This is a genomic window from Epilithonimonas zeae, assembly GCF_900141765.1.
GTDB lineage: Bacteria > Bacteroidota > Bacteroidia > Flavobacteriales > Weeksellaceae > Epilithonimonas > Epilithonimonas zeae.
The window spans coordinates 2,450,529-2,464,100 of record NZ_FSRK01000001.1; the positions used below are offsets into that span (position 1 = coordinate 2,450,529).

Here is a 13,572-nt window from a genome sequence, read left to right on the forward strand (position 1 = left end):
TATAGTGGATAGCGGGATTAAGCTCCAAAAAAAATTCCGCAAAAAGATGCGGAATTTATATTTTAGTGTTTGTTGTCGATGTCGATATCAACATCTTCCAAGGGTTCTTGTTCTGCCTTAAATGTCTCTCCAAAGCCTCCGTTCTGAAGTTTTGAATTTCTCTTACTGTACAAGAAATAGATAAAGAATCCGATAACCAACCAACCCAAAGAGTACATTTGCGCTTCTTTGCTCAGGTTGATAATCAAATAGATGTTGATGGCAATTCCTAAAACTGCAATAACCGGCAAAGCTGGCACCCTGAAGTTTCTTTGTAGATTCGGTTCTTTAACTCTCAAAACCCAAACTGCAACACATACCATTGTGAACGCAAACAAGGTTCCAAAACTGGTCATATGTGCCAAATCATTGATTGGTGTAAATGAAGCAATTACTGAAATCACACCACCTAAAATAATCAAGTTTTTAGAAGGAACACCTGTGATTGGATTTACTTTTGAGAAGGTTTTTGGAATTAATCCGTCTTTTGACATTCCTAAGAAGATTCTGGATTGTCCCATAATCATTACCATTAATACGGAAATCAAACCAACTGTTGCTGCAATTGTAATGATATATCCAGCCCAAGCTTGTCCAGCAATATCAAATGCGTAAGCAACAGGCGCTTTGATTGCATCCGGATATTTACCCAATGGATTGAAGTCTGTATAATGCATCATTCCCGTTAAAACCAATGATACCAAAATGTATAATAATGTACAAATCACCAAAGATGCAATGATTGCAAATGGAACGTCTTTTTTAGGGTCAATCGCTTCTCCCGCCTGTGTGGAAACGGCATCGAATCCTACATAAGCAAAGAAAATAGCAGATGCACCGGCAACAACTCCCGCATAACCATAAGCTGAATGTGAAACGCCGTTTTCTGTAATTGTAGTTGCAGCAGGAATAAATGGTGACCAGTTTTCTGGATTGATAAAAAATACTCCGGCAACAATTACGAAAATAATGGCTGAAACTTTCATCACAACAATGAAGTTATTGGCTTTTGCAGCACCCTTTGTTCCTCTTAAAAGAATCCCAATCACTACCCATACAATTAAAAATGCAGGTAGGTTCATAGAAAATCCAGAATTACCTGCAGCAAGATATGTTTGTGGGTCTGTTGTTAACCAAGCCGGTAAATGCAGCCCAAACATCTTCAGTAATTTTCCAAAGTATCCGGACCATGAAACAGCTACTGTCATAGAGCCCATTGCATATTCCAGAATCAGTCCCCAGCCGATAATCCAAGCGAAAATCTCTCCTACCGTTCCGTAAGCATAAGCGTAAGCTGAACCTTCTACCGGAAGTATGGATGCAAATTCTGCGTAACACAATGCCGCAAAAACACAGGCTATCCCAGCGATGACAAAAGAAAGTGCTAAAGCAGGACCGGCATTATAGTAAGCACCTGTACCTGTTAAAACAAAAATACCACCTCCAATGATGGCACCAATCCCAATAGCTGTTAAACTCCATTTTCCCAATACACGCTTCAGCTGACTTTTTTTAATGTCTGCTTCATACGCTTCCATTGGCTTCTTAATCCAAATGTTTGCCATAATTTAAAATTTTTTTTATCCCCAAAAATTTAAAGGGGGCTTTTCTTCTATATTTATTTTTGAATTACGAAAATATTAAAAAAATGCTTTCATTAACTTTTTTTAACTAATTAATTTTACTTATCTGTATTAATTATGAATAAGCCAACCCATTTTTGAACATTAATAATTATCTTTGAGGATATGAATTTTCTCGAAGAACTCACTGCTCAATATCAATCTTACGAAACTTATTTGATTGTTTTAGAAGTCATTGCAACTGTATTCGGTTTACTTAGCGTTTACTTTTCCATCAAAAAAAACATCTGGGTTTATCCTACAGGGATCATTTCTACGGTCCTTTTCATTTATATTATGTTTGTCTTTGGACTTTTGGGAGATATGCTCATCAATGTTTATTATACAGTTATGAGTATTTATGGCTGGATTCTTTGGTCAAAAAGTTCAGAAGACCACATCCACGTAGAAGTAAAAAAAGCAAGTAAGAACGATTGGAATTTCGGAAGTGCTTTATTTTTTGGAAGCCTCCTTTTTGTTGGATTAATCTATTACTTCAAACCTTTTATCGATAATCAGTTTTCTATGGAAGGCGTCAAACTAGGACTTTATCACCTCGATTGGGCGAATTACACGGATATTGTCACCACCTCATTATTCCTTGTCGGAATGTATTTTATGGCCAAAAGAAATCTTGAAAACTGGATATTCTGGATTGTTGCGGATATAGTTTGCGTTCCAATGATGCTTTACAAAGGTCTGGGATTTACAGCGCTGCAATATTTGATTTTCACAGCAATGGCAATCATTGGTTATCTGGAATGGAAGAAAAACTTAGTTAAGTCCTGATAATTTCTCTACATATTCTTTAGCAAAAAGTGCTTTGTCTTCTTGTAATTTTTCCAGAGTTTTTGGAAGAATATAATGAAAGATATATTGATCGTGTTCATCTGTAAAACCGATTTCCTTTTCTTCGCCATCAATCATTTGTGCAAAAATATCCCACATCGATTGGTCTTTTAACTTCAGTAATTCAAAAAAATCGTTGGCTTTTATGGTGATGTTTTTCATTAATGTAAAATGTATTTTGTAAAAAGTAAAATGTATTCTGAATGCTCATTAAATATCTTTGATGAAATCCTCATATTCATAAAACAAACGTTCGAAGGCGTCCATTTTTTCTACAAAGAATTCGAAAATATCTGGCCACGTTTGCTTATTGAAAATACTGACTCCAGTTTTCTCCACCCAAATTCTGCTGATGACTTTTCCATTATCCAAAACATAAAACTCATCTTTTGTAAATTCTCCAATCTCATCTTCTAATATGGATTCCAGAGACCAAATCTTCTCGTAATAAGCATTACGGAACAGTTCATCCTTCATCTCGATATCAATCGAAACCTCAGCTTTTTTATTATCTGCGTAAAATTTGAAAGAAAAATCTTTGATTTTGGTATCATACAACAGCCATTTTCTCGGAAAAGCTTTCCCGAAAGCCGTCCAGAATTCTGTTTTCAATTTTTGAGCTTCTTGTTTGGAAAACACGTGGTTAATTATAAATGATTAATGATGAATTATAAATGATGAGCAATCTGACTTACCTGGAATTTACAAAGTCAAATCAACTTTTGCTTCATTGAATTCCTTAATTAAGTTTTCGAAGACTTTTTCAACTGGAAGAATTTCGTCTATCAAAGCAGAAACTTGTCCGATTTCCAGTTCGCCTTCTACCAAATCGCCCTCAAACATTCCGCGTTTTGCACGGGCTCTTCCGAGCGTTTCTTTCAGAGCTTCAATATTTCTACCCGTTTCGTAAAGATTTTCTAAGTCGTGAAAGAATTTATTTTTAATTAATCTAACCGGTGCTAATTCCTTTAATGTCAATTGCGTATCGCCTTCTTTCAGTTCAACAATTTTATTTTTGAAATTGTCGTGAGAACTGGCTTCAACTGTTGCTGCAAAACGAGAACCAATCTGAACACCGTCTGCACCTAAGGTCATCGCAGCACGCATCTGACTTCCCAAACCAATTCCTCCCGCAGCAATCAAAGGAATGTCGATATGCTTCCTGACATTCGGGATCAAACAAAGTGTTGTCGTTTCATCTCGTCCGTTATGTCCGCCGGCTTCAAAACCTTCTGCTACAACTGCATCTACGCCAGCTTCCTGACATTTTACAGCAAATTTCACACTCGACACAACGTGAGCGACTTTGATACCTTCTTTTTTCAAAGTCTCGGTATAAGTTTTCGGATTGCCAGCCGATGTAAAAACGATTTTTACGCCTTCTTCCAAAATGATATTGATGATTTCTTCAAGATTTGGGTAAAGCAAAGCGACATTCACTCCGAAAGGTTTGTCTGTTGCAGCTTTACATTTTCTGATATTTTCTCTCAGAATGTCGGGATACATACTCGCTGAACCAATCAATCCTAATCCGCCATTATTAGAAACCGCCGAAGCCAATCGCCATCCGGAATGCCAAATCATTCCACCTTGAACGATTGGATACTTTGTACCGAAAAGCTGCGAGATTCTATTCATTTTGTTGTATTGTTTTTGGGCAATTCCAAAATCTATGAAGCTGGACATTTTTTATTTTTTTTCAAAAATAGCGATTCATTTTTTATTTTAAAGAATACCTAATATCAAAAAAATGACTTATATCTTAGTTTCATTGTATTAATAAAATAGCAAGCCCACTATCGGTTGACAGAAGGCTTAATATTAGGTAAAAGTAGGCTTAAGTAAGCCTACTTTTTATGGTGTTAGTTTAGTTGTTGATAAGAATAATTTTAATCCTTAACAAACTTGATGGTTTCTGCACCTTTTTCGGTAAAGATTTGAATAAGGTAAGTTCCTTTAACCAAAGATTGAACATCTACAATCTTACTACCATTCAAAGATTTTTCCAATAGTTTTCTTCCTGAATAATCGGAAATAATAACTTTATCCATTTTGCTTTCCGAAGCTAGATTCAAAACATCTTTTACCGGATTGGGATATAGTGTGATCTGAGAATTCTTATTAATGTCAGAAACGTTCAAGGTTTCATTATAAGCATTAATTGCTAAAGCGATCTTGGATTCGCAACCATCGACAGTTTGTGTAGCGTAGTAAGTTGAATTGTTGCTGATTAATGTTGTACCAGGCAGTACGTTGGTATGAGCTATAGCATTGGCTTCTGTCGCATACCATTTGATACCTTGACCTATTACAGTAAACTTTGATAACGTTTCTCCATTGTTGAAGCTAAGTCTGATAGCCGGAGCAGATGGCAATTGTCCATTAATTTCAAAATTACGTGTAATAATACATCCTTTGGCATCTGTTATTGTAACACTATAATTCCCTGAAGCCAGATTGGAAACAGAACTAGTAATTGCTCCATTAGACCATAGATAAGTATAAGGAGATGTTCCACCACTTGGAGTTACCGAAGCTGTACCATTATTACTTCCACAACTTGCAGGTGAGGAACTTGTAGTTGCAGCCAAAACAGTAGGCTCCGTAATGGTAAAACTTTGAGTTTTTGTCGCATTAGCAGCATCTTTTACTGTGACAGTGTAATTTCCCGCAGCAAGTCCGCTAGCCGTAACATTAGTACCTCCACTTGGAGACCAGCTATAGGTGTAAGGTGCTGTTCCCCCAGAAACATTGACAGTAGCACTACCATTGGATCCACCATTACAGCTAACATTTGTCTGCGCTCCGGCACTTACAGTAAGGGCATTAGGATCAATTACAATACCCGAATCCTTAACCCAAGTGAAGGCGTCTAAACCCGCATATCTAAAAGCTCCACCCAAAGTAATCTGAAGCTGATCTATGATGATATTAGAATAGTTCTGACCATTCAGATTTGTCAAATCAATTAAGGTATAACCATTTGAGCTTCCAAAAGAAGTAGCAAAACCATTCGTTTTGGTCTGAGTAAATTTGGTAATTCCAGATAATTTACCAGTAATAGTAAGGGTTCCGGCAACATTTAAATCAAGATTTAATGCAGATAAAAACATCCAAAATCTATTAACTTTGAATAAATTAGATGTTGTTTTAATGCTAAAAGAAGCTGGACTATCTGTCGTGTATGAGTTATCAATGTATCTATTATCATTTGCTGTTCCGTTCCAGCCTGTTCCAGGAAAATTACCCTGTACTTGGAACGTACCTATGTGGGAAATAATATTGAAAATCACACCATTGTCCGTAAAAGAACTGCTTGCGTGCGATTCGGTTTCAAAATGTTCTGTACTTGTTTGTGCATCAAAAGCATTGGAAAAGATTAATAAAACCATTACCAACAAAGAATTGATTTTTTTCATAATGTTTACTTTTTAAGATTGTTAAATTTTTTTTCGATAAATGTAATTGTTATACTTAAAAATTTGAATTTTTCTGGGTGGACAATGGGAGGACAAATGATTTTACAAATAAACCAAGCTGATTATCTTTCATTTATCCCAAAGTGCTTTTTATTTTCAAATTATTCTTTAATGAATTTGAAACTCTCAATATCTTTAGCAGTATAAATTTGAATTAGATAAATCCCCTTTGATAATGACTTCAGATCTACATTCATTTCGCCAGTCATATTTTTTGATATTATTTTTTTCCCTTCCAGTGATATAATTTCCACTTTCAATATTTTTTCCTGAGTTTTCAAGTTCAGAATGTCCTTTACAGGATTTGGGTAGATAGTGATACTTTTACCTTCATTAATATCCGAAATTGATAAAGTCGGCTGCAATTCAAAAGCGCCAATATCAATCGTTGTTTCTTCGATTCTGCTTTTATCTGAAAGGTCGTAATTACCATATTTTGAAGCATCGTAGAAAGAATTATTTCCATGGTTAATTCCGCTGCTAGAAGTTTGCAATGTGAAATCTTTTCCGGCAATATCTTTGAACAAAGGATCAGTTGTATAATTATTAGAACCGTTCAAAGTCACATTATACTTTGGGAGAATAATTGAATTGTTCGCTGTTACAGTTGCCCCAGCACCATCAATTGTATTGACAGAATTGCCACCCATCCAAAAAATAGAGTTTTGTATCAAATTAAGAATTGGATTTACAGTTGCCAGAATTGTCCCGCCATCTGGATTATAGACCGTGGAATTAATAAAACTGAGGGAAGAAGCATTATTATAAAAAGGAATATAAATCTGATCTGAATAAACGAGACTATTAACCAAAGTAACACTGGAGCCATTTCTCACCGCAATTGCTGTTCCTTTATAGGCTCCGGCATATTGGGTAAAAGGCCCTATTTTATTATTTATAAACTTACTTTTATTGATTAAAATATTATTATTACCATAAGCAAAAATGGCCGCCCCAAGTCCACCATTTGCTCCGCCTTGAGAACCATTGTCTACAACATTTTCTTCAAAACGACAGCCTTTGATCTCAATATTTTGGTCCGTTCCATAATGATTAAAAACATCGAGCGCTCCACCTGCATATTTTGCGTAATTGCTATAGAAAGAACAGTTCTCTACTCGCGTGACATTAGCTCCTGACGTATTAGCTTCGATTGCCAAAGCTCCTAACTGAAACTGCGAGTTATTCTTAAATATATTATTGGATATCAACGGAGAATTATTCGCAATCGAAGGATAAACCAGAATTGCGCTTCCTGTATATCTTGGAAAATAATTATTCAAAACAGATCCGGCGCTTGCATTTCCATCCTGAAAAATAAAACCATCTATCTGTGTAGAATTGTCAATCGCTGAATCATACGCATCGATAATCATGATATGATAACTGTTATCAGAAGCAGATCCTACAGTTCCAATATCACCACTAAGAATCGTCTCGTTAGCAACAATATCTCTCTGTGACAAAGCAGTTTCTGTTCCTATAAAACCGCCGTAAATCTTCAAATCATTTCGGGTAATGTAAAAAAACTCATCTCTGTTGGAAGTAATAGAAGGATAATAAGTTCCCTTGGCAACCCAGATTTCTTTGATTGCTGGATTAGAGTTGGCAGCCGTAACGACCTGTTTCAAATTTTTAGAAGCATTGGACCACGAAGAACCCGTTTCTGCACCATCAATTACAGCCGCATTGACATAAACAATACCGTTAAGACTTGGTGAAATCTGCGCACCAACACAAGCAGGAATCAACAAACAAGAAAGAAAGAATAGAAATGTTTTCATAATTTCAGTTTTAATAGATTAGAATTGAATGACGATGATTTAGCATTCATCCATTAAAATTAGAAATGATGAAATTTTTATCTTAAAAAATGTTCTGAAACTATGCTTTTTTGTTCTAAAATGAAATTAGAAATGTTTGGAAATCTTGAAAACCTTATCTTCCAAATGCAATTTATCATTCACGATTTTTGAAATATGATATGGATTAACGGCTACGCTTCGGTTAATCCGTTTAAAATATTTAGAAGGGAAAACCTCTTCCAGATAGGACATCGTTGTTCTTAGAATTTGATTTTTACCGGACTTCAAATAGATTTCGACATAGATATGGTCAGCTTCTGCAAAAAGAAAATCTTTGGATTGGAAATAATAGACCTGTTTGCCAATCTCAATCTTGAAGATATTATCCTGATTGGCCAATGCAAGATTAATCGCTGTGATCAAATTCACACTTTCAACAGGTTTTGAAAGGTAGGCAGAAGGTTTCAGATTAGTCACTTTTTCGAGTGTACTTGGATCGGTCAAAGCGGTTGTAAAAATGAATGGAATCGAAATATTATTATTGATGAATTGCGCCAAATCCAATCCCGTCTTCTCTCCGGAAAGCGAAATATCAATCAAAACCAAATCAAATAATTTGTGAGACAACAACAGTTTTGCTTCTTCATAATCGTGGGCAATCTCGGACAAGAAAAACGGCTCCAGCATTCTTTTGACAGAGAACGAAATCAAGACCTCATCTTCTACAATCAGTATTCTGTTTTTATGCTCAGTCATTGAGAAATGTGATTTTGTAATTAGCATTATCTCTTATGTAATTCCCTTTCAGCTGCTTTACCATTCCTTCGATAATCAAAAGTCCGAGCGAATCTTTCTTATTTTCAAAATCGAAATCGGTTCCGTTATCCGAATATGACAATTCTATCTTATCATCAATCAAATTTAATTTTAAATTTAATATTAACGACTCTGTTTTTGCGTGCTTTATAGAATTAGTAATCAATTCATTAAGAATCAAACCAAATGGTAATGCTTTGTCTACTTTCAGAGTGATATTTTCGATATCAATTTTATAATCAATAACTCTTTGTGAACTGTTTTGATGCGTTTCGAAAATCCTGTTCGTATAACTTTCGACCTCGATAAGTGCATTATCATTATGATTCACACTGTAAGAATACAGTTCGTGCGCAATCATTATCGTTTTTATCCGTTGACGCAAGTCTTCGAATCTGTTTTTATACTCAGAACTATCAGCTTGGTCTTTCTGAAAATCTATCAGACTGAGAATCACAGCCAGATTATTTTTGACACGATGATTAAGTTCCTGAACCAAGAATTGTTTTTGCTCAAGATTGTTTTTCAAAGCAAGATTATTATCGGAAATTTCTTGTTTTTGAACTTCTATTTTCTTTTTATTTTTAAGAATCAACCAAAGTAAAAACGCTAAAACGAAAACAGAAATAAATAATGTGATATTAAGCTTTCGAGTGCCTGCAATGTTCTTTTGTAGTTGTTCTTTCTCTGTTTTTTCCTTCTGAAAATTAAATTGAATTCCCAGTTCTTTAACTTTAAGATCTCTTTGCTGATTACGGAACTGATTGTACAAGTCTGAAGCAAGTTTATAGTAATGTAAAGCGGAATCAGATTGATTTTGCTTTTCCATAATTTCACTTTTCAATTGAAAAATATCCGCTCTGTAATTTAAAACTCTTGAATTTTTGGAATTAGCAATTGCAGAATCTATGTAAACATCAGCCATTTTATAATCCCGCTTTGAGAAATATAAAAACGAAATATTATTATACATAGAATTAATCGCCTCGTTGTGATGAAGTCTTTTGTACAAATAAAGTGCACGCTGAAAATGTGCTAATCTTTTCTCAGGATTGTTCCGATTTCCCAACCCGAGAATCAGTTCTACATCAGGAAGATTTGATTCATCATTGACTGATATCGCATATTTTTTAGCCTCGTTAGCTATTTCAAATGCAATTTCCCGATGACCATTCACCCTGTAATAAGATGATTTCCTGATAAGAAAATGAGTATAATTTTTAGGTTTAAGTTCGGGATGATTTTTGATTATCTGTTCCGCTTTATCAATTTCGATTTTGGAGGCTTTTTCATCATTATTAATTTCAAAAATCAATTCTCTTTCGATATGGATTTTGAGTTGCTGTTCAGGCGTTAATTTATAATTAATGAGATTTTGAGACAGTTTGAAAGCTTCATCATAGAGTCCCAATTCTGTTAGAATTTTCACTTTTAAAACGTCCAAATTTACTTTTTCAGAATCTTTAAAACGTTCTCTATTTTGATTAATCAATTCTAAAGCAGTTGAATAATCTGAATTCTTAATCTTATTATCAAGACTTCTTTCCAATGACTGAATAGATTCTTGCCCGAAACAAAAAACAATCAGAAAAAAAAGAAAAAAGCCAAAATAGATTCTCACAGCCTAACAAAGATAAACAAATGCAGTCTCTATTTTTTATATTGCCAACTACATTTTGTAAGGATTCAAATTTATAATCTTCCGTGACCTATTCATTAAAAATGTTCTGAAAGTAATGGTTTTTGTTCTAAAATATACGTTCAATCATTTATAATTAGAATACGAAATAACTACGCATTTTAACATTATTAATAAAATATTCCCAATGATTAAATAAATATTTTTAAAAATTAACACAAATAATATCCGAATATTAAAAAACTATCATAAATTTACATTGAATTAAAAATTAACTATTATGAAAAAAATTCTACTATTATTAACTGTAAGCGTTGCAGTTTCAAATTTGTATGCACAAGTTGACATTACCGCATCATCTGGTACAGCAACCGGAACCTACACGACATTGAAAGGAGCTTTTGACGCCATTAATACAGGAACACACCAAGGTGCTATCACCATTAGCATAACCGGAAATACAACCGAAACTGCTACAGCAATTCTAAATGCGAGCTCAGGCACTTCCAGTTACACATCGGTTCTTATCCAACCTGCAACAGGAGTTAACGCAACAATTACCAGCGCAAGTACTGTTGCAACTATCAAATTCAATGGTGCCGATAACGTAACAATTAACGGAAGCAATAATGGAAGCTCTTCAAGAAATTTGACTATTAGTAACACTTTTGTAGCAACAACAGGCACTACACCTGTCGTGCTTTGGGTTTCCAGCACTGCGACGGATGGGTCAGAAAACATAACGCTTAGAAATACAAATTTTGCTGGATCCTCAGGAACAGGAACTATTGGTGGCGTTATTGTTTCAGGAACGACTCTAGGAGCTGCCGAAGTACCCAACAATAACTTCTCAGCCATCAACAACACTTTTATAAGAGCTCAAAATGGTATCTTTTTGGTTGGAAATGCAACAAATACCGACACTGGGTGGATCGTAAGAAACAACGAAATAGGATCTACGGTTACTGCAGACAAAATGCTATTTAGAGGTATCGCAGTACAAAACGCCAAAAACTTTGAGGTAAGCGGAAACGTAATAAAAGGAGTAGCTCTTCCTGCAACTTCCACAAATACAACACAAGGTATTCTAGTTGGCGCCGCAGTAACTAACGGAAGTATTTTCAACAACAGAATTTCGGATATCAAACAACCCAACACTGCCGGATACGGCGCTGTAGGTCTTTATATCAATTCAGGCTCAGCTACATCTAATTTATTAATTTACAACAATGTTATTAATGATATTGCAGGCACCGGATATTCAGCAGGCGGCGGATTAGCTGATAACGGCAACGGTATAGTAATTGGCAACGGCGCCGGTTTCAAGATTTACTACAATACGGTAGTTATGGACACCAACCAAACGAACGCAGGAAGACCTTCCGCATTTAACGTATTAAGCACAGTTACTGCAGCTGGAGCAATAGATCTTCGAAATAATATTTTTGTAAATAAACAAACACAGACAGGAGAAAAGTACACGATCTATTCCGGTGCGGCTAATACCGTTTTTTCAAATATCGACTATAATGACTACTACTCTTCAGGAGCTAATCTTGGATATATCGGTTCTGCTAGAGCCACTTTAGCTAATTTACAAACAGGCTTTGGAGGCAATGTGAATTCAATCAATGTATTACCAGCATTTGTGTCTGCAACAGATTTAACCCCAGCAACAACAGGAAATGCTACCTTAGATAACAAAGGAACACCTGTAGCAGACGTCACTCTAGATATGAACGGCAATACAAGAAGCGCTACAACACCAGATTTAGGCGGATACGAATTTACCGACACTACTTTAGCTGTTCAGGATGTTAATAAATCTAAAATTAATTACTATCCTAACCCAGTCGTTGACCAATTACAAATTAGCAATGACAAAAAGATTAATACTGTAGAAATTTACAATGCTTCTGGATCAGCAATTAGAAATGTTATTATCAATTCTGAAAAAGGATTTATTGATATGAGACAATTACCTGTTGGAGTTTATATTTTGAAAATTAATTCCGATAAGCAATCAGAAACAATTAAAGTTATTAAAAACTAAAACAATAACTAATTTTAAATTTTAAGAGACCATTAATAGATGGTCTCTTTTTTTATTTCAGCCTTTTAATAATTATCATAACTCTAAACAAATCCCTATTTTTACGAAAAATTACAAATTGGACTTATCTTTAAGAACAGTTACCGTCACACGTTACATCCTGCCATTAAGAGAAGGAGGCTCTTTGCCTGCTTTGGCAGAGGCTGATGACGATTTCAAATATGTACTGAAGTTCCGTGGCGCAGGACATGGCGTGAAAGCTTTGATATCAGAATTGATTGGAGGCAAAGTTTCTCAAGTTTTAGGATTTCGTATTCCGGAGTTGGTATTTGCTAATCTTTCCGAGGATTTTGGAAGAAGCGAAGCTGATGAGGAAATTCAAGACTTATTGAAAAATAGCTGTGGACTGAATCTCGCTCTTCATTATCTTTCCGGCGCCATCACTTATGATCCGGGCGCAGTAAAAATCGACCCGAAATTATCATCCGAAATTGTCTGGCTGGATGCATTTCTTACCAACATCGATCGTACTTTCCGCAATACCAATATGTTGATGTGGCATCAGGAATTGTGGTTAATAGATAACGGTGCTTCCCTATACTTCCATCACAACTGGGACAATTGGGAGAAGAACGCTGTAAGTCCTTTTGTGATGATAAAGGACCACGTCCTCCTTCCTCAAGCTTCAGAATTGGATGAAGTGAATCAACGATTCAAAGCGATATTGACAGATGATGTTTTGAGAGAAATCGTAGAACTGATTCCTGAAGATTGGCTACAATGGAATGACACCGATTTAACTCCAACCGAAATCAAAGAGGTATATTTCCAATTCCTAATCCTGAGACGCGATAATTCTGACAACTTTTTAAATGAAGCCAAAAATGCAAGAGCAAAAGTTATATGAGTACGCGGTAATCCGTTTGGTTCCGAAACCTGAACGCGAAGAGTTCTTCAACGTTGGATTAATTATGTTCTCCAAAAGAGAAAAATTCATTCAGGTAAAAATTCATCTTTGCGAGGAGAAGTTTCGCGTCATCCAATCGAAAATAGATTATAATGATGTGAAAAAACATTTGGAATCTTTTGTCAGTATTGCCAAAGGTGAAAAGTCTGCAGGCTCTATTGCTCAGCTTGAAATTCCGGAACGTTTCCGATGGTTAACTGCCGTGAAAAGTTCTATTATTCAAACCTCAAGACCTCATCCCGGATCAAGCCCAGATTTGGAAAAAACTTTTGAAAGATTGTTTGAAGAGTTGGTTTTGTAAAA

12 protein-coding genes are annotated in these 13,572 nt (G+C 35.4%); 4 read left to right on the forward strand and 8 right to left on the reverse strand.

Translation table 11 applies throughout. From position 1 onward, the window contains the following. Positions 1–62 precede the first annotated feature (62 nt). Positions 63–1,604 (reverse strand): APC family permease, encoded by a 1,542-nt coding sequence (locus tag BUR19_RS11145; RefSeq protein WP_074235395.1) that lies wholly within the window; start codon positions 1,602–1,604, stop codon positions 63–65. A gap of 183 nt (positions 1,605–1,787) precedes the next feature. On the opposite strand from BUR19_RS11145, the gene pnuC reads away from it, so the two are divergent. Continuing rightward, a complete protein-coding gene (gene pnuC, locus BUR19_RS11150) occupies positions 1,788–2,450 on the forward strand; it encodes a nicotinamide riboside transporter PnuC (protein ID WP_074235396.1) in 663 nt (220 codons plus the stop codon). Here the strand turns inward: pnuC and BUR19_RS11155 are convergent. The 7 genes from BUR19_RS11155 to BUR19_RS11200 all read right to left on the reverse strand — a co-directional run bounded on the left by BUR19_RS11155 (position 2,436) and on the right by BUR19_RS11200 (position 10,159). Then, entirely contained in the window at positions 2,436–2,672 is a 237-nt protein-coding gene (locus BUR19_RS11155) for a hypothetical protein (RefSeq protein ID WP_074235397.1), read from the reverse strand. The genes pnuC and BUR19_RS11155 overlap by 15 nt on opposite strands. Positions 2,673–2,720: 48 nt before the next feature. Further along, entirely contained in the window at positions 2,721–3,149 is a 429-nt protein-coding gene (locus BUR19_RS11160) for a DUF4268 domain-containing protein (RefSeq protein WP_074235398.1), read from the reverse strand. Between the two features lie 63 nt (positions 3,150–3,212). Continuing rightward, the gene (locus tag BUR19_RS11165; protein ID WP_074235652.1) at positions 3,213–4,148 is read right to left on the reverse strand and encodes an NAD(P)H-dependent flavin oxidoreductase; all 936 of its coding nucleotides are present in this window, start codon (positions 4,146–4,148) and stop codon (positions 3,213–3,215) included. 251 nt (positions 4,149–4,399) lie between these two features. Continuing rightward, complete coding sequence (locus tag BUR19_RS18720; RefSeq protein WP_083600746.1) at positions 4,400–5,929, reverse strand: T9SS type A sorting domain-containing protein; 1,530 nt, start codon at positions 5,927–5,929, stop codon at positions 4,400–4,402. A gap of 161 nt (positions 5,930–6,090) precedes the next feature. Continuing rightward, the gene (locus BUR19_RS11190; protein WP_074235399.1) at positions 6,091–7,773 is read right to left on the reverse strand and encodes a T9SS type A sorting domain-containing protein; all 1,683 of its coding nucleotides are present in this window, start codon (positions 7,771–7,773) and stop codon (positions 6,091–6,093) included. Between the two features lie 126 nt (positions 7,774–7,899). Beyond that, complete coding sequence (locus BUR19_RS11195) at positions 7,900–8,550, reverse strand: response regulator transcription factor (protein ID WP_074235400.1); 651 nt, start codon at positions 8,548–8,550, stop codon at positions 7,900–7,902. Further along, on the reverse strand, positions 8,543–10,159 hold the full coding sequence (locus BUR19_RS11200; protein ID WP_139297316.1) for a sensor histidine kinase: 1,617 nt from the start codon (positions 10,157–10,159) through the stop codon (positions 8,543–8,545). Before BUR19_RS11200 ends, BUR19_RS11195 begins: the two co-directional genes overlap by 8 nt. Before the next feature lie 370 nt (positions 10,160–10,529). On the opposite strand from BUR19_RS11200, the gene BUR19_RS11205 reads away from it, so the two are divergent. From BUR19_RS11205 to BUR19_RS11215, 3 genes are all read left to right on the forward strand, one after another. After that, positions 10,530–12,302, forward strand: coding sequence for a T9SS type A sorting domain-containing protein (locus BUR19_RS11205; protein ID WP_074235402.1), 1,773 nt, complete (start codon positions 10,530–10,532; stop codon positions 12,300–12,302). A 118-nt stretch (positions 12,303–12,420) separates the two neighbouring features. After that, complete coding sequence (locus tag BUR19_RS11210; protein WP_074235403.1) at positions 12,421–13,209, forward strand: HipA family kinase; 789 nt, start codon at positions 12,421–12,423, stop codon at positions 13,207–13,209. Beyond that, positions 13,187–13,570: a DUF3037 domain-containing protein gene (locus tag BUR19_RS11215; RefSeq protein ID WP_074235404.1), complete on the forward strand. Its 384-nt coding sequence runs from the start codon at positions 13,187–13,189 to the stop codon at positions 13,568–13,570. Before BUR19_RS11210 ends, BUR19_RS11215 begins: the two co-directional genes overlap by 23 nt. The last annotated feature ends 2 nt before the right edge of the window (positions 13,571–13,572 follow it).